The following is a 15,830-nucleotide window of genomic DNA, read 5'->3' on the forward strand; positions in this document are numbered from 1 at the left end:
CATGGAACAAGCGAAGGTTGGATTCGCCTTTTGCGGGTCCTTTTGTACATTGAGTATGGCTATGACCGCCCTGGAGCAGGTGAAGGCCCGGTTTGGAGACGTGACCCCCATCGTATCGGAGTCCGCCGCCGCCAACGATACCCGGTTCGGCCCGGCCCATGAGTTTATGCGGGAGATGGAGCGCATCTGTGACAAGCGGGTCATCGACTCTCTGGTGAAGGCAGAGCCCATCGGGCCCAAAAAGCTGCTGGATGTACTGGTCATCTGCCCCTGCACCGGCAACACCCTGGCAAAGCTGGCAAACGGCGTTACCGATTCCACCGTTACCCTGGCGGCCAAGGCCCATCTGCGCAACGGCCGTCCTCTGGTACTCTGCCCCGCCACCAATGACGCCCTGGCCGCCTCGGCCAAGAACATCGGGGCCCTGCTGGACAAGAAGCACGTCTACTTTGTCCCCTTCCGGCAGGACGATCCCCAGGGCAAGCCCACCTCGGTGGTGGCCGACTTTTCCCTGGTGCCCGACACCATCGCCGCCGCTCTGGAGGGCCGCCAGCTCCAGCCTCTGCTGCTGGGCAGCCCCACCTGAGCCACCACGCAAGAAAAAAGGACTGCTGAAAGCAGTCCTTTTTTCATTCTGGCAGAGGGATGAGGCCCCGGTTGATCTTGAAGGTGAGAATGCGCTGCACACTCTCGTCCAGCCGTTCCTCCGAGATAGAGCCGTCTTCCACCGCCCCCTCCAGGGCCGCAATGGTACCGTCCAGATCGCCGGGACAGAGCAGCACATCCACACCGGCCTGAATGGCCATCACCGCCGCCTGACTGCCGGTGTAATACTCGGTGAGGGCGGACATCTGCATAGCGTCGGTCATGACCACCCCGTCAAAGCCCATCTCCTCCCGGAGCAGACCGGTAACGATCTCATAAGACAGGGGGGCAGGTTGATCGTCCAGTTCGGGGACAATGAGATGGCCCATCATCACCGCATCCGCCCCCGCCTCGATGCCCGCCTGGAAGGGGATCAGTTCCCCCTGCCGTAGCTGGTCCAGGGTACGGTTCAGATAGGCGGCCCCATAATGGGAATCAGCGGTGGTACCGCCATGGCCGGGGAAGTGCTTGAGCACCGCTCCCACCCCGCCGTCGTGGAAGCCCTTCACCGCCGCTGCCACCAGCTCCGCCGCGGTGTTAAAGTCGGTGGAATAGGCCCGGTCGCCGATGACGGTGTTCTCCGGGTTGGTCCACACGTCGGCCACCGGGGCAAGGTCGGTGTTGAAGCCGCAGCTGGCCAGGTCGGAGCCAATGGTATAGGCGTTGTCGTAAGCGGTCTCGGGGCCCTGGTCCTCATAGTCCAGCATGGGGCCAACCCAGGTGGTACCCACGGTGCTCATGAGGCGGGTAACTCGTCCCCCCTCCTCGTCGCAGGTAAAGATGAGGGGGATCTCAGAATAGCTCTGGCTGTTGCCCAGCATCCGCTTGAGCTGGCTCTGGCTGAGCATATTGGGCTTGCGGTACAGGATTCCGCAGATGGGGTAGCGCTCCAGCCCCGCCCGGGTGGCCTCTCCCGCCTGGGTAGCGGTACCCACCCCGGTAATGTCCTCGGGAGACACGATGATAAGCTGGCAGATCTTTTCATACCGGCTCATCTCAGCCGTCATTTCCGCCGCCAGAGCCGCAGTCCGCTCCTCCACGCTGGGGGTGGGGGTAGGCGTTGGTTCCGGCGTGGGCGCCGGTGTGGGAGACGGGGTAGGCTGATCGGAACTCACCGGGGCAGAACTCTCAGCTGCCGGAGCCGGGCCGCCGGAACCCAGCAGCCACCAGGCCGCACCTCCAGCCACAGCCAGAATCACCACCATTAGGGCAATCCAGAATCCCCGTCCGCCCGGGGACTTGGCACATCGTTTTCCTTTCATGTCCCCGCTCCTTATTCTTCAAATTCGCATACAAAGCCCATACCGTCAGCCATGGTGGGCACGGCGGAGACCGGGTCGTTGCGCTGGTCATTCCAGCACCAGCCGCCCACCGCCTTGATGTTCCACAGCATGATATACCACTCCTCGGTGCCATCCTGATCCTGACGGGAGGGTTCGTTGGCGGACCAGGCCTGGAAATTGAAGGCCTCGCCGGTGACCCAGTGGCCGAACACATTACCAGCGTCGTCATAGGAGGTGTAGCCGCCCAGCCAGATATACCGCACGTCCTGGGCCTCCGCCATGGCAGTGATCTGGTCCATCTCCTCCTGAGAGGTAATGGTGGCCAAATGGCCGCCCATCTCCTGGCAGCGGCGGGAGGCCTCCTCCCAGGTCAGGCTCTCTTTGAACAGCTCGTAGCGGTGTTCGCCGCCCACGCCGCCGTCGTCCCGAATGCTGCGCACCGGGGTAACGGTCAACTCGCTCTCTCCCCGGTAGCCCTGACCGGACACTTTGACCTGCAGGTCCCGGGTGGCATAGCTGTCAGCGGCGCTGTCGCTCTCATACTCCACGATATAGTAGTCCATCTGCTCGTCATAGATCTGCTGGAAGATGGCCTCCAGGTCGTAGAGATCATCGATGTACCAGTAGCGGCCGCCGGTGCTCTCGGCAATGCGGCGCAGAGTGCCGGTCTCCACCGAGCCGCCCACACCGATGATATACACCGGGGTCTGCTGGGTATTGGCGTAGCGGATGAGTTCATCCGGGGTATGGCGGCTGCGGTTGTCCATGCCGTCGGTAAAAGCAATGACGCAGCGGGCGCCGCCCTGAAGGGTGGCGTTGGTCACGCCGTCGTACACCGCGTCATAGAAGGCGGTGAGGCCGTCGGTGGACATATTGTTGATGCCATTGACCAGCAGGCCCACATCGTCGGTGTAATAGCACATCTGCTGCACGATGGAGTCAAAGGCCAGCACCTCCGCCCGGTCACCCAGGGCAAAGTCCAGCTCCTGCACGAATTCCGTCATGACGGTCTTGATCTTGTCCATGTCGTACTCGGTGATGCTGTCGCTCTTATCGGCCACCAGGTCGATCTTCAGGCCGTCGTTGCCCTCCAGCGGCAGCACCGACTTGACCTCCCGGGCCAGATACTCGCCGCCTTCCACCCGCTCCATGATGCGGAAGGCATTGGAATCCAGGCCTTTCACCGGTTCTCCGTTATAGTCATCCACCACCTGGAAATAGGCCCGGACCACGGGATACTGGCTGACGTCGGTGGACACCAGACGCAGCCGGGCTGGCACGAAGTAGGGGGTATAGTACTCTCCCTCCCGCTCCGCGGAGATACCGTCCACAGAGAAGGTAAGTGCGGGCTGGCGGTGCTCCTCGCTGTACTCGGCGTCAAAGGTCAGATAGGTGATCTTAACCTGGCCGTTCTCCTGGGTCACCGACTGCACCTCACAGGCCTGGCCGTCCTCCTGGATACCCACCTCGGACAACTCCAGAGGGAAGGGCTGATCGCAGTCCAGCTTCAGGGTGACCACCGGGAAGTTGTCGGCATCCACATCGTCCACTTCAGGGGAGAGGATGCACAGGGCGTACAGCTTCTGGTAGAGGACATACTTCTCCTCTCCCTCCTGGAGTGGCTTCTCCTCCAGCAGCCGGGCCGCCGCTGTCCGGTCATCCTGAGCCAGATAGGCCTCTGCCAGGGCCAGCCGGTCGGCGCTCTCCAGGCCCCGCAGCTCCCGGGCCTGCTCATAGTACTCCACCGCCTGGGCGTAGCTGCCCCGGTCCAGGGCGCTCCGCCCCTGCTCCACAGCCTGCTGATAGGCCTGGTTTGTGCTGATGTTCCGGTACAGCAAGAAGCCGCCGATGCCCACCGCCAGAGCCGCCGCAATAATCACGGGCAGCAGCCACTTCTTTTTGCCGCCCTTGGGGGCGGGGGGCTGGCCGTTCTCAGGCCCCTCGGGGCCCGGAGCATAGACAGGCCCTTGCTGGGGCGGTTGGGTGGGAGGAACATCCCATCCGGGCGGGGTTCCCGGCTCCTGTATGGGGGGCTCCGTCTCTTGAACCGGCTGTTCCTGGACGGGCTGCTCCTCCACAGGAGGAGGCTCCGTCTCTTGAACCGGCTGTTCCGTGGGCGGCGGGGTCTGGTCCTGGCCCATGGACTTCATGGCCTGCTCCAGAGGTGCGCCGCAGTGTCCGCAGAATTTTTCTGTTCCGGTCAGCTGGGCGCCGCATCGATAACAAAACATACCCATCTTCCTCTCTCTTCCGCGCCCCCATTTCGGGGAAATTCGACGGATGTTATTTCCAGTTTACCCACACCCGCCTACTCTGTCAAGGTATTCCTGTACTAGAAACATCTTCCGAATATAGAGACAATGAAAAAGGCGCGGACAGCGCCGCGCCTTCTCGGTTCAATCTGTTGTTTTCCGCAGTCCTTCCACATAGATCTGCGGGTCTGGACAAGCCATCAGAGCGCTCATGAGGCAGGCTCCCGCCGCCCCGGTTTGGGCCACGGCAGCCAGGTTGTCCGGAGCAATGCCGCCGATGGCGTACACCGGGATGGATACCGCCTTCACCACCTGTTCCAGCCAGGGAAGCCCCCGGCCGGGCAGGCCCTTTTTGCAGTCGGTGGCAAAGACGTGGCCCGCCGTTACATAGTCCGCCCCCAGCTTCTGGGCCCGGACGGCCTCCTCAGGGGCATGGATGGACACGCCCAGCAGCTTCACCTGCTCCCGAAGGTCAGGATTGGCCTCCAGCTGCCCCAGGGACAGGTGGAGCCGTGGCACGCCCAACCTTTGACACACCCGGGGAAAATGGTGGAGTACCACCTTGTCTCCCCCGGCGGCCAGTACCTGCCGGGCCAGGGCCTCATATTCCTCCTCGGGCAGGTCCTTCTCCCGCAGGATGACCTTACTTACGCCGCCCCGGCACAACTGGCCCACCCGCTGGGCCAGAGCATCGGCACACAGCCCCCGGTGGGTCACGCACACCAGCTCAAACATAGACATAATCGTTCATTACCGGCTGGAGGCCCTGATCCCGGATGGCCTGAGCCACCTGCTCCACATCCCGGTTGTCGGCGATCTCAAACTGGTCGTCCCCCTCCTCCTCACCGGAGTGGCCGCCGATACCGGTGGATACCCCGGCGGAGATCTTGGTAGCGGCAATGTCGATGACCCGGTCCCGGAAGCCCGCTCGCTCCCGGGTGGAGATGGTCATACCGGCAAAGGGCATGAACAGGCGGTAGGCGCACATGACCTGGAGCAGCTGCCGCTCGTGGACGTCCTTGGGGTTGATCTTGTCGTTGTTGACGATAGGCCGCAGCCGGGGGCAGGAGAAGGAGATCTCGGCGTGGGGATACTTGCGCTGGAGGAGCCAGGCGTGCATTCCGGTGGCGAAGGCGTCCCTCCGAAAGTCGTCCAGTCCCAGCAGGGCGGCAAAGGCCACCCCCCGCATCCCGCCCATGAGAGCCCGCTCCTGGGCTTCCATACGGTAGGGGAAGATCCGCTTGTGGCCCGCCAGGTGGAGCTGCTCATACCGGTCGGCATGGTAGGTCTCCTGGAACACCGTCACATAGTCCACCCCGCACTGGTGGAGGCAGGCGTACTCGTCAGAGTTCATGGGATAGACCTCGATGCCCACCATTTTAAAATACTTCCGGGCGATCTTGCAGGCCTCACCGATGTACTGCACGTCGCTCATCTTCCGGCTCTCACCGGTGAGGATCAAAATCTCCTCCAGGCCGGTTTTGGCAATGGCGGCCATCTCCGCCTCAATGCCCGCCATATCCAGCTTGGCCCGGCGGATCTTGTTGTGGCAGTTGAAGCCGCAGTAGATGCAGTAGTTCTCGCAGTAGTTGGAAATGTAGATGGGGGTAAAGAGATACACATTGTCGCCGAAGTACCGCCGCTTCTCCATCCGGGCCTTTTGGGCCATCTCCTCCAGGAAGGGCTCCGCCGCCGGGGACAGCAGGGCGGCAAAGTGCTCCGGGGTACGCACATCGGCGTCCAGAGCGGCCCGCACGTCCTTGGCGGTGTAAATGGTCTCATCGTAGCCGTCCCGGGCCGCAACGACCTGGAGCCGGACGGTGGGGTCGATCTGCTCCATGCCGGGCAGATAGGTCATGTGGTCGATCTTATCCTTGACCTCCACCACGGTAATGCCTTCCATAGGCTGATCCATGTCTCTTCCTCCTCTCAGTCCGCCAGAAATCCGGTGAGGGGGGAGGAAGCTGCCGCCCCGTGGTCCAGCACCCGGCCCAGCCCGGCCAGACAGGCCGCCCGGCCCGCCTCGATGGCGGACTTAAAGGCCCCGGCCATGGCGGCGATATCCCCGGCGGTGGCGATGGCGGTGTTGGCCATCACGGCGGCGGCGCCCATCTCCATGGCCTCGCAGGCCTGGGAGGGCCGGCCGATGCCGGCGTCCACAATGACAGGCAGGTCGATCTCGTCAATGAGGATGCGGATGAATTCTTTGGTAGCCAGCCCCTTGTTGGAGCCGATGGGAGCGCCCAGCGGCATGACGCAGGCCGCCCCCGCGTCCACCAGATCCCGGGCCACGTTCAGGTCGGGATACATATAGGGCATGACCACAAAGCCCTCCCTGGCCAGGATCTCGGTGGCCTTGATGGTCTCGTAGTTGTCGGGCAGCAGATACTTGCTGTCCCGCATGATCTCGATCTTCACGAAGTCGCCGCAGCCGCAGGCCCGGGCCAGCCGGGCGATCCGCACCGCCTCATCGGCGTTGCGGGCGCCGGAGGTATTGGGCAGCAGGGTGACTCCCTGGGGGATGTGATCCAGGATGCTGTCGGTGTCCGAGTTGGCCCGGCGGAGAGCCAGAGTGATGATCTGGGCCCCGGCGTGCTCCACCGCCGCCCGGATCAGGTCCAGAGAATATTTGCCCGAGCCCAGAATGAATCGGGAGGTAAAGGCGTGTCCGCCCAAAATCAGTTGATCTGCCATGGTTGTTCGTTCCTTTCTTTGTCTTTATGGTTCCATTTGTCCCAGCAGCAGCCGCATGACCATAGTGGCCTGATGGGAGGCGCACACCGCCACCCGGGGAGCCATCAGTCCCTGGCCCTGGCTGATATCGCTCTCCCCGTCGCCGCAGAGCCAGAGGCGTCTCATGGCCTTGCGGGTCCGGATGGCGTTGGCCGAGCCGCTTCCCGCCATGCCGGAGCCCGCCACCAGCAAAGTGTCCGGCAGGCCGGTAAGCACTGCTTGGACCAGCATGGCCTTCTGGTCAGCCTGGTCGAAGGCCTCGCACACCACCTGACACCCCTGAAACAGGGTACAGGCGTTGTCCGCACTTACCTTGCAGGTGTGGATCTCATAGTTCAGCCAGGGGTTGATCCCCCTGAGCTGCTCCGCCAGGGCCTCAGTCTTGTACCGCCCCAGGTGGGGGATAAAGTAGTGCTGCCGGTGGAGGTTGGTCACGTCCACCCGGTCGAAGTCGGCCAGCACCAGCCGCCCCACCCCCAGCCGGGCCAGATGGACGGCAATGTGGGAGCCCAGGCCCCCCAGGCCTGCGATGCCCACCGAGGCGGCGGCAAATTTTTTCTGATTCTCCGCCCCGTGGCGGGCGATGAGGGCCTGTTCCAGCGTTTCCCGGTCCATGGGTCAGCCTCCCCCCACGAACCGCACCACCTCCAGCTTGTCCCCATCAGACAGAGCGGTTGTGGAAAAGTCCTCCCGGCGGAGAATGGCGCCGTTGTGCTCCACCGCCACCTGGGCGGCCTTCCAGCCCTGCTTGTCCAGCAGGTCCTGCACAGTATGCAGACCTGTCCGGTCCATGGGCTGGCCGTTGACTTGCAGCATAATCTGCCTCCTTCCAAACGCAAAAAAGGCGTCACGAAAGAACTACACCCGCGGTGGTGTACCCCTTCGTGACGCCTTCTTTCAGCTTCACTCTGTGCTATACCATAGCACTGGTCTTTTCCCTTGTCAAGGCACAGTTTTCCACCGGGCCCTCAGGGCCGGGGATAGTCGCTGGGGCAGACAGGCCAGTTGGGGTAGGCGGTCCAGATGTGGCCGTCCATATGGCCGTCGGACACCAGGAAATAGTCGTAGGAGATATAGGTCACCTGGTCGTCCCAGGTGGGGTCCACATTGTACCAGTTCCCGTCGATGTTCACCCGCACCCAGGCGTGATATTCCGTCACGCCGTTTGCGGTGGCCTGACCGAAGATATGCTCACAGTCGATGCCGCTGAGGAAACACAGCAGGTCCATGGCTTGGGTATATCCCTGGCATACGGCGGCGTGGCTGACCAGCGCGCCATAGGCGGTGTGGCTCTCCGCACCGTTCTGCTGATAGGTGACGGTGTCGCACAGGTAGTCGTGGAAGGCCTTTACCCGTTCATACTGGCTCATGGTGCTGTCCACCAGACTGTCGTGGACACGCACCGCCTCCTCGTAGAGGGCCATGTCCTGGGCGGACAGGCGATCCATCTTTCCCTCCACATAGGCCATCACCCGGGCGGAATCCCGGTAGCGGATCTCCACGGTGAAGTAGCCCTGATCGGGATAATACCGGGTGGCCATGGAATCCACGTCCGGGAAGCGGTTGATGGTCTCATGGGTGAGCAGGGCGCCGCTGTAGTCCTTCTCCTGCCCCACCGGGGTGTAGATGGTGAGGGCGGTGTTGCGGGCGTCCACCTGGACCGCCATCCGGCGGATCATGTCCTCCACGCTGCTGACTGCAAAGGTACTCTCCACCGTTACAGTGGGACCGGGCTGCAGCTTGGAAACAGGCAGCTTCCGCCGCTCCAGCGCGCCCTGGAGATCCAGCTTTTCGTAGAGGGTGACATCCTCCCCCGCCAGCGTCACCTCCAGCATCCGGTCGGACAGCAGGACCATATCGCCCCGCTGGAAGGTCTGGTCCCGGACATAGTCCGCTCCCTCCCGCAGGCCCAGCCCGTCGGTGACGGCATAGGGATTACGCCAGTCCACATGGTCATAGTGCATGGCCCGCAGCAGCAGGGTCAGGTATTCCTCCTGGGTGATGGTACTGTGGAAGCCGAAGGCGGTATCGCTCACCCCGGTGGTGATGCCGTTTGCATAGGCGTAGGCCACATAGGGCTCCCCCCAGTTGTCCACATCGGTGAAGGGGTGGGTGCTTCCGCCGGCAAGGGCAGCCTCCTTCCCGCCGGTGAGCCGCACCACCATGGTGATGGCCTCCCCCCGGGTCATGGTGCCCCCCAGATTGAAGTTGGGCATCCCGTCGCCGCCGGTACCCGCGCCGTCCAGCAGGCCCAGGCAGTACAGGTGCTCCGCCGCCTGCTGGGCCTGTTGGGTGGAATCCGCCCCCGCCGCCGGTACCAGCCCGGCCAGGAGGGCCAGGGACATTGCCCCCGCCAGAAGCTGCTTTTTCATGGAGATCCTCCTTTCTCCCCGGATCAAAGAAGGGCAGCGGCACGGCAGACCGCCGCTCCGCTGCCCCTGTTGGTCAGAGTTGCTCTTTGGCTGTTACAGGCTGGCCTCCAGCTTGGCACGGATGGCCTTCAGGAAATCCAGAGAGTTGACGCCCTGAGCGGAGGTCTCACCCTCCCACAGGCCCACCAAGTCCCGGGTCATGACGCCGCCCTCGATGGTATCGATGGTGGCCTTTTCCAGCTTGTCGGCAAAGTCCACCAGCTGGGAAATGCCGTCCAGCTCGCCCCGCTTGCGGAGGGCGCCGGTCCAGGCGAAGAGGGTGGCCACCGGGTTGGTGGAGGTCTCCTCCCCCTTCAGGTACTTGTAGTAGTGGCGGGTGACGGTGCCGTGGGCGGCCTCGTACTCGTACTTGCCGTCGGGGCTCACCAGCACGGAGGTCATCATGGCCAGGGAACCAAAGGCGGTGGACACCATGTCGCTCATCACGTCGCCGTCGTAGTTCTTGCAGGCCCAGATAAAGCCGCCCTGAGACCGGACCACACGGGCCACGGCGTCGTCGATGAGGGTGTAGAAATACTCGATGCCCAGCTCGTCGAACTTGGTCTTGTACTCGGCGTCGAAGATCTCCTGGAAGATGTCCTTGAAGGTGTGGTCATACTTCTTGGAGATGGTGTCCTTGGTGGCAAACCACAGGTCCTGCTTGGTATCGATGGCGTACTGGAAGCAGGAGCGGGCAAAGGAGGAAATAGAGCTGTCCTTGTTGTACTGGCCCTGGAGCACGCCGCCGCACTCGAAGTCATAGATGGTCTGGCGGAACTGTTCCTTGCCGTCCTCGCCGGTGAACACCAGCTCAGCCTTGCCGGGGCTGGGCACCCGGTACTCGGTGGACTTGTACACGTCGCCGTAGGCGTGACGGGCGATGGTGATGGGGCGTTTCCAGGTCTTGACCACCGGGGAGATGCCCTTGACCATGATGGGGGCACGGAACACAGTGCCGTCCAGGATGGCACGGATGGTGCCATTGGGGGATTTCCACATCTGGGAGAGCTTGTACTCCTCCACCCGCTGGGCGTTGGGGGTGATGGTGGCGCACTTCACCGCCACGCCGTACTTCTTGGTGGCCTCGGCGGAATCCACGGTCACCTGGTCGCCGGTCTGCTCCCGGTAGGGCAGGCCCAGGTCGTAATACTCGGTCTTCAGGTCGATAAAGGGCAGGAGCAGTTCGTCCTTGATCTGCTGCCACAGCACCCGGGTCATTTCGTCGCCGTCCATTTCCACCAGGGGGGTGGTCATCTGAATCTTCTCCATGGTATCCTCCTTGCTCGTTTGAGTTCTGCTGTGTTAAATTATATCTGCATCCAAAACAAAAGGCAAGAGGACTCTCAAGAGTCCTCTTGCCTTTTATTTTGAAATGTACAAAATCACTGGAGTGTAGGCCCCAAGATCTTAAGGGTTCCCTTATCGCCAGTAGGGCCGTTGGCTGCAAACCCGATTTTGCTCACGCCCGTCAGATCCAAGGTTTTGGTAACAGAAACATCCGCCTTTAGATCAATCCAGGCAAACTCCTTCCCCTCCTGATTATAAACACGAACCGATGCATTTACATCGGACCAGGCGGTAAAGGTCACGGTATTATACCCCTGTACATTAAACATGATAGCATCCCGCGGCGATGCGGACAGGCTTCCGTTCCAGATATCCCAGTAGATACCGCTGCTGAAAACTCTGGGGCCATCCTCCGTATTTGCTTTGAGTTCATTTGCATCTGTAATAATGCTGGAACGTCTGGTGGCTCCGCTGTTAGAGCGGGTGGTCAAATCGACCTGCTTTTCAGCGCCGATGTTGACCGAAAAGTTGTCCGCATCATATTCGATAGGCAAGCCAATCATGCCGCTTACAGCCCGCACCGGCAGATAGGTGGTATTATTGTAACTGATGGGATACACCGGGTTACCAGACGCATCTGTCATCTTCTGCTCCTGCCCGTTGTAGGTGATTTTCAAACCTGGAACCAATAGCGCGGAAATTGTCTGGTTGGTCGACGCCGCATAGGCGCCAGCTCCAAAGCCAAAGGTCAGTGTCAACATGAGTAACAGTGCTGCAGATCTCTTTTTCATATCATTCACCTCACAATTTTTCTACTCTCCTATTTTTGTGTATTATAACACTTTTCCGCCGCAACTTTAACCTTTTTTTGATGTTTTTCAACATGATCAGCCACTTGTTTGTTGCCCCTTCCCCGGAGTATACTTCTTTACATACTATACTCCCCGTCTGAGGGAAAAGAGGATCCTTATGTTCAACAAGCAAGCCCTGAAAAAGCTCATCATTCCCCTGATCATCGAGCAGTTCCTGGCCGTCATGGTGGGCATGGCCGATATCATGATGGTCTCCTCCGCCGGAGAGACCGCCGTGTCCAGCGTGGCCCTGGTGGACCTGATCAACGTGCTCATCATCAATGTCTTTGCCGCCCTGGCCACCGGCGGAGCGGTGGTGTGCGCCCAGTCCATCGGGGCGGAAAACCTGGACCGGGCCAACCGGGCCGCCAACCAGCTCATGTACATCGTCACCGCCGCCGCCTTTACGATCATGGTCCTGTCCCTGGCCCTGTGCCGCCCCCTGCTGGGGCTGCTCTTCGGCCAGGTGGAGCCGGCAGTGATGGAGGGCGCGGTGACCTACTTCATCATCTCCGCTCTGTCCTACCCCTTTATCGCCCTGTACAACGGCTGCGCCGCCCTGCTGCGGTCCATGGGCAACTCCAAGGCCTCCATGTACGTCTCAGCCTGGATGAACGGGCAAAACATCGTGGGCAACGCCATCTTCGTGTTTGGCTTTCACCGGGGGGTGGACGGTGTGGCCCTGTCCTCCCTGCTCTCCCGGATGGCAGCCGCAGTCATTATGCTGGTGCTCCTCCACAGCCATCGAAACCCGGTGCGGGTGTCCGGCCTGCTCAAGTTCCGGTTTGAGCCCCCTATGATGGGACGCATCCTCCGCATCGGCGTGCCCAATGGGCTGGAGAACTGCTTCTTCCAGCTGGGCCGGGTACTGCTGGTAAGCCTGATCTCCACCTTCGGCACCGCCCAGACCGCCGCCAACGCGGTGGCCAACAACATCGACAGCTTCGGGGTCATCCCCGGCAGCGCCATGGGGCTGGCCCTTATTACGGTGGTGGGCCAGTGCGTGGGGGCGGAGGAGTGGGACCAGGTCCGCACCTATACCGTCAAGCTGGTGAAGATAACTTACCTCTTTACCTGGGGCCTCAACGGCGTGCTGCTGCTGGGCCTGCCCCTGATCCTCAAGCTGTACAGTCTCACACCCGAGACCCAGTGGTATGCCACCATTCTTATCTTCATCCACAACGGCTGCGCCATGCTGTTCTGGCCCATGGCCTTTACCATGCCCAATGCCCTGCGGGCCACCGGCGACGTGAAGGTGCCCATGGCCATCTCCATCTGCTCCATGATCATCGTGCGGCTGGGATGCAGCTACATCCTGGGGATCCACTTTGGCCTGGGGGTCATCGGCGTGTGGATCGCCATGGTGGGAGACTGGATCGTGCGTATCTGCTTCTTTGTGCTCCGGGCCCGGCAAAAGCTGTGGCTGGAGCACCGGTAGGGGTTGTATGCCGGCCACTTTTCCTGTATAATGTGTTACATTGTAATTCCAGACAAAAGGAGTGCTGCGCCATGCTGCAAACCGTGATCCCCCAGGGGTACGCCCCCTGTCTCAATTTATATGACACCCAGAAGGCCATCGGCCTTTTAAAGCGGCTCTTTGAGGATACCCTGGGCGGCGCCCTCCACCTGCGCCGGGTCTCCGCCCCCCTGTTTGTGGAGGCCTCCACCGGCCTCAACGACGACCTGAACGGTGTGGAGCGGGCGGTATCCTTCGATATTCCCGACGCCGGCCGGGACGCCCAGGTAGTCCACTCCCTGGCCAAGTGGAAGCGCATGGCTCTGTACCGCTATCAGTTCTCAGTGGGCGAGGGCCTGTACACCGACATGAACGCCATCCGCCGGGACGAGGAGCTGGATAACCTCCACTCGGTGTATGTGGACCAGTGGGACTGGGAGAAGGTCATTGCCCCCCGGGACCGGACGGTGGATTATCTGAAGGCCACCGTGTCCACCATTGTGAAGGCCATGGCCGAGACCCAGTCCACCCTGCGCTCGGTGTTCCCCCAGCTCACCGCCCTGCCCCTGCTGGACACCGACGTGTCCTTTGTCACCACCCAGGAGCTGGAGGACCGCTGGCCCGACCTGTCTCCCAAGGAGCGGGAGGACGCCTGGGTGAAAGAGCACCCCACCACCTTCCTCATGGGCATCGGCGGGGCCCTCAAGTCGGGCAAACCACACGACGGCCGTGCCCCCGACTACGACGATTGGAATCTGAACGGCGATATCCTGCTGTGGAACCCGGTGCTGGAGCGTGCCTTCGAGGTCTCCTCCATGGGTATCCGGGTGGACCCCGCCGCCATGGACCGCCAGCTCACCATCGCCGGCTGTGATGACCGCCGGGAGCTGTCCTTCCATAAGATGCTGTTGGAGGGCAAGCTGCCCCTGACCATCGGCGGCGGCATCGGCCAGTCCCGGTTATGTATGCTGCTGCTGGGCAAGGCCCACATCGGCGAAGTCCAGGCCAGCGTCTGGGATGAGCAGACCATGAAGGCCTGCCAGGACGCCGGCGTCATTCTGCTGTAAGACAGGGAGGACTGCTATGGAACTTCTGGTCGTAGACGGACAGGGCGGCCGGATCGGCCAACAGCTGGTACGGAGCATCGTGGCCCGCCACCCCAATTTACAGGTCTTTGCCGTGGGCACCAATGGTCTGGCCACGGCGGCCATGCTGAAGGGGGGCGCCTCTCAGGGCGCCACCGGGGAGAACGCCCTGCTGGTGGCCTGCCGCCGGGCGGATGTGATCATGGGGCCCCTGGGCATCGTCATTGCCGACGCTTTGCTGGGCGAGATCTCCCCGGCCATGGCGGTGGCGGTGGGCCAGTCCCCCGCAAAAAAAATTCTCATCCCTATGAATCAGTGCGACAACATCGTCGCCGGCGTGGAGGATCTGCCGGTAAGCAAGCTGCTGGACAGCGCCCTGGAGGAGCTGGACCTGCTGCTGAAGGACTGAACCCTGCATAGAATGGATCGCGGAGCCAGGCTCCGCGATCCTTATTTTTGTGAGGTGCTCTCTGTGAAACAGCTCCTGCACTGCATGATGCAGGTACAAAATATGGTTACCGTGCTTCTGACGCTGGGCTTCCTTCACCTATCCATTACCGGTCGGCTGGCTGCCGATCAGTTCCTCACCATCTTCTCTGTGGTCATCGCCTTTTATTTTGGAAGCCAATCCCAGAAAAATCAATCTGCATAATACAAGCGGCCGCCTACCGGCGGCCGCTTCTTTTCTTTATACCTGCTCCAGTGCCAGGAAATCCTTTATGATCTCCTCCCCCCGGGCGTGGACCCGGTCAAAGTCCACATGGGGATTGTAGATGGCCTCCAGCTCATCGTGCATGGCCTTGGCCTGGGCCAGGGCATCCACCGCCTCCTCCATCAGAGCGGCGGTCACCTTCCGGGCAAAACGCAGCCGGGCCCGGCTGCGCCGCAGCAGCTCGGCGTCCACCATGGCATCCAGGCGGATGCGGCGATAGGGCCGGCGGGGCCAGGGCTGCTCGGGGGTGGTGCTCACAAAAGCCAGGGACAGATCCGGGACGATCAGATGGGCCATCCGGTCGGGGAACATGGGATCAGGGCAGGCTACCACATCGTGGCCCGCCGCCATGGCCCCGGCGGCCAGACAGGTGAGCATGGTGTGGGCCAGGCCGTAGGTATCGCTCAACTCATACACCCTGCCGCATTGGGCCTCCACCGTGCCGTACTCCTTCAGCACTCCCTGCCAGGTCACCGCCCCCAGAAAACGCTGGACCGACCGGCCCGCCTGCTCCCCTTCCCGCTTCAGTTCCCGGGACAGGATGCCCTTGGCCCGCTTGGCCATCTTGGCCTCCAGGGCAGGGGTGAGCAGCAGGGCCCTGCCGTCCTCCTCCAACTGGGCGGCGGCGGTGAGGCAGCGGTAGGCCCGGGGGTAACAGGCCTTGTAGCCCTTCATGCACCCTTTCAGTTCAGTCTCCACCGCCTGGAGGCCTCCCCGGTCGTAGCACGCCCCCAGATCCACATAGCTCTCCACCAGGCCGGGATATTTGGGCTCCACCACATGAGGAGCGGTGCCATCCACCACCGCCGCGCCCAAATCAGGAATGATGACCGCGTCCAGGGAATCAGGATCGCCGGAGCAGCGGATGTACTCCACCAAATGACCCGTCTCCTCCATGGCCCGCCCCACCTGCTTCATCAGGGTGGATTTACCGCAGCCCGGCCCGCCCTTCAAAATGCGGATGTCCCGGGCCTTCTCCGGGTCCAGCATCTGATCGTACAGAGAATAAAAGCCGGTGGGGGCGTTGGCCCCCAAGTAATAACAGATCCTTGCCTCCGCTTCCATAAAAAGACCCTCCAAGAGTAAGTTTCTCACTCTCAGGGTATGCGTGGGCA

16 protein-coding genes are annotated in these 15,830 nt (G+C 61.9%); 5 read left to right on the forward strand and 11 right to left on the reverse strand.

What is annotated here, in order from left to right:
• The first annotated feature begins 1 nt into the window (after position 1).
• Complete coding sequence (locus WHJ28_RS08645) at positions 2 to 586, forward strand: dipicolinate synthase subunit B (protein WP_340041703.1); 585 nt, start codon at positions 2 to 4, stop codon at positions 584 to 586.
• 43 nt (positions 587 to 629) lie between these two features.
• Here WHJ28_RS08645 and WHJ28_RS08650 read toward each other — a convergent pair whose 3' ends face one another.
• The 10 genes from WHJ28_RS08650 to WHJ28_RS08695 form a co-directional block, all read right to left on the reverse strand.
• Positions 630 to 1,907: a glycoside hydrolase family 3 N-terminal domain-containing protein gene (locus WHJ28_RS08650; RefSeq protein WP_340041705.1), complete on the reverse strand. Its 1,278-nt coding sequence runs from the start codon at positions 1,905 to 1,907 to the stop codon at positions 630 to 632.
• A gap of 11 nt (positions 1,908 to 1,918) precedes the next feature.
• The gene (locus WHJ28_RS08655; protein ID WP_340041707.1) at positions 1,919 to 4,159 is read right to left on the reverse strand and encodes a VWA domain-containing protein; all 2,241 of its coding nucleotides are present in this window, start codon (positions 4,157 to 4,159) and stop codon (positions 1,919 to 1,921) included.
• 165 nt (positions 4,160 to 4,324) lie between these two features.
• Complete coding sequence (locus tag WHJ28_RS08660) at positions 4,325 to 4,921, reverse strand: thiamine phosphate synthase (protein ID WP_340041709.1); 597 nt, start codon at positions 4,919 to 4,921, stop codon at positions 4,325 to 4,327.
• Positions 4,908 to 6,095: a 2-iminoacetate synthase ThiH gene (thiH, locus tag WHJ28_RS08665; protein WP_340041711.1), complete on the reverse strand. Its 1,188-nt coding sequence runs from the start codon at positions 6,093 to 6,095 to the stop codon at positions 4,908 to 4,910. Before thiH ends, WHJ28_RS08660 begins: the two co-directional genes overlap by 14 nt.
• 14 nt (positions 6,096 to 6,109) lie before the next feature.
• Positions 6,110 to 6,874: a thiazole synthase gene (locus WHJ28_RS08670; protein WP_340041713.1), complete on the reverse strand. Its 765-nt coding sequence runs from the start codon at positions 6,872 to 6,874 to the stop codon at positions 6,110 to 6,112.
• A 24-nt stretch (positions 6,875 to 6,898) separates the two neighbouring features.
• The gene (thiF, locus tag WHJ28_RS08675; protein WP_340041715.1) at positions 6,899 to 7,528 is read right to left on the reverse strand and encodes a sulfur carrier protein ThiS adenylyltransferase ThiF; all 630 of its coding nucleotides are present in this window, start codon (positions 7,526 to 7,528) and stop codon (positions 6,899 to 6,901) included.
• A gap of 3 nt (positions 7,529 to 7,531) precedes the next feature.
• Positions 7,532 to 7,729: a sulfur carrier protein ThiS gene (thiS, locus tag WHJ28_RS08680; protein ID WP_087188322.1), complete on the reverse strand. Its 198-nt coding sequence runs from the start codon at positions 7,727 to 7,729 to the stop codon at positions 7,532 to 7,534.
• Between the two features lie 152 nt (positions 7,730 to 7,881).
• Positions 7,882 to 9,285 carry a transglutaminase domain-containing protein gene (locus WHJ28_RS08685; RefSeq protein ID WP_340041719.1) on the reverse strand — a complete coding sequence of 468 codons (1,404 nt, stop codon included), beginning with the start codon at positions 9,283 to 9,285 and terminating at the stop codon, positions 7,882 to 7,884.
• A 93-nt stretch (positions 9,286 to 9,378) separates the two neighbouring features.
• Positions 9,379 to 10,593, reverse strand: coding sequence for an NADP-dependent isocitrate dehydrogenase (locus tag WHJ28_RS08690; RefSeq protein WP_340041721.1), 1,215 nt, complete (start codon positions 10,591 to 10,593; stop codon positions 9,379 to 9,381).
• A gap of 113 nt (positions 10,594 to 10,706) precedes the next feature.
• The gene (locus WHJ28_RS08695; protein ID WP_340041723.1) at positions 10,707 to 11,402 is read right to left on the reverse strand and encodes a stalk domain-containing protein; all 696 of its coding nucleotides are present in this window, start codon (positions 11,400 to 11,402) and stop codon (positions 10,707 to 10,709) included.
• Positions 11,403 to 11,580: 178 nt separating this feature from the next.
• Here WHJ28_RS08695 and WHJ28_RS08700 point away from each other — a divergent pair, with 178 nt between their 5' ends.
• The 4 genes from WHJ28_RS08700 to WHJ28_RS08715 all read left to right on the forward strand — a co-directional run bounded on the left by WHJ28_RS08700 (position 11,581) and on the right by WHJ28_RS08715 (position 14,655).
• A complete protein-coding gene (locus WHJ28_RS08700; protein ID WP_340041725.1) occupies positions 11,581 to 12,900 on the forward strand; it encodes an MATE family efflux transporter in 1,320 nt (439 codons plus the stop codon).
• Positions 12,901 to 12,971: 71 nt separating this feature from the next.
• Positions 12,972 to 13,985 (forward strand): aspartate--ammonia ligase, encoded by a 1,014-nt coding sequence (asnA, locus tag WHJ28_RS08705; RefSeq protein WP_340041727.1) that lies wholly within the window; start codon positions 12,972 to 12,974, stop codon positions 13,983 to 13,985.
• 16 nt (positions 13,986 to 14,001) lie between these two features.
• Entirely contained in the window at positions 14,002 to 14,412 is a 411-nt protein-coding gene (locus WHJ28_RS08710) for a DUF3842 family protein (protein ID WP_340041728.1), read from the forward strand.
• 63 nt (positions 14,413 to 14,475) lie between these two features.
• Positions 14,476 to 14,655 carry a hypothetical protein gene (locus WHJ28_RS08715; RefSeq protein ID WP_340041730.1) on the forward strand — a complete coding sequence of 60 codons (180 nt, stop codon included), beginning with the start codon at positions 14,476 to 14,478 and terminating at the stop codon, positions 14,653 to 14,655.
• A gap of 36 nt (positions 14,656 to 14,691) precedes the next feature.
• On the opposite strand, the gene WHJ28_RS08720 is transcribed toward WHJ28_RS08715, so the two are convergent.
• Entirely contained in the window at positions 14,692 to 15,780 is a 1,089-nt protein-coding gene (locus WHJ28_RS08720) for a hypothetical protein (RefSeq protein ID WP_340041732.1), read from the reverse strand.
• Positions 15,781 to 15,830 lie beyond the last annotated feature (50 nt).

This window comes from Flavonifractor porci (genome assembly GCF_037572415.1).
In the GTDB taxonomy this organism is placed as follows: domain Bacteria; phylum Bacillota; class Clostridia; order Oscillospirales; family Oscillospiraceae; genus Flavonifractor; species Flavonifractor porci.

Bases quoted from the DNA above. Each gene is read 5' to 3' on its own strand.
- WHJ28_RS08645 (WP_340041703.1), top strand. From the start codon at position 2: ATGGAACAAGCGAAGGTTGGATTCGCCTTTTGCGGGTCCTTTTGTACA.
- WHJ28_RS08650 (WP_340041705.1), bottom strand. From the start codon at position 1,907: ATGAAAGGAAAACGATGTGCCAAGTCCCCGGGCGGACGGGGATTCTGG.
- WHJ28_RS08655 (WP_340041707.1), bottom strand. From the start codon at position 4,159: ATGTTTTGTTATCGATGCGGCGCCCAGCTGACCGGAACAGAAAAATTC.
- WHJ28_RS08660 (WP_340041709.1), bottom strand. From the start codon at position 4,921: ATGTCTATGTTTGAGCTGGTGTGCGTGACCCACCGGGGGCTGTGTGCC.
- thiH (WP_340041711.1), bottom strand. From the start codon at position 6,095: ATGGATCAGCCTATGGAAGGCATTACCGTGGTGGAGGTCAAGGATAAG.
- WHJ28_RS08670 (WP_340041713.1), bottom strand. From the start codon at position 6,874: ATGGCAGATCAACTGATTTTGGGCGGACACGCCTTTACCTCCCGATTC.
- thiF (WP_340041715.1), bottom strand. From the start codon at position 7,528: ATGGACCGGGAAACGCTGGAACAGGCCCTCATCGCCCGCCACGGGGCG.
- thiS (WP_087188322.1), bottom strand. From the start codon at position 7,729: ATGCTGCAAGTCAACGGCCAGCCCATGGACCGGACAGGTCTGCATACT.
- WHJ28_RS08685 (WP_340041719.1), bottom strand. From the start codon at position 9,285: ATGAAAAAGCAGCTTCTGGCGGGGGCAATGTCCCTGGCCCTCCTGGCC.
- WHJ28_RS08690 (WP_340041721.1), bottom strand. From the start codon at position 10,593: ATGGAGAAGATTCAGATGACCACCCCCCTGGTGGAAATGGACGGCGAC.
- WHJ28_RS08695 (WP_340041723.1), bottom strand. From the start codon at position 11,402: ATGAAAAAGAGATCTGCAGCACTGTTACTCATGTTGACACTGACCTTT.
- WHJ28_RS08700 (WP_340041725.1), top strand. From the start codon at position 11,581: ATGTTCAACAAGCAAGCCCTGAAAAAGCTCATCATTCCCCTGATCATC.
- asnA (WP_340041727.1), top strand. From the start codon at position 12,972: ATGCTGCAAACCGTGATCCCCCAGGGGTACGCCCCCTGTCTCAATTTA.
- WHJ28_RS08710 (WP_340041728.1), top strand. From the start codon at position 14,002: ATGGAACTTCTGGTCGTAGACGGACAGGGCGGCCGGATCGGCCAACAG.
- WHJ28_RS08720 (WP_340041732.1), bottom strand. From the start codon at position 15,780: ATGGAAGCGGAGGCAAGGATCTGTTATTACTTGGGGGCCAACGCCCCC.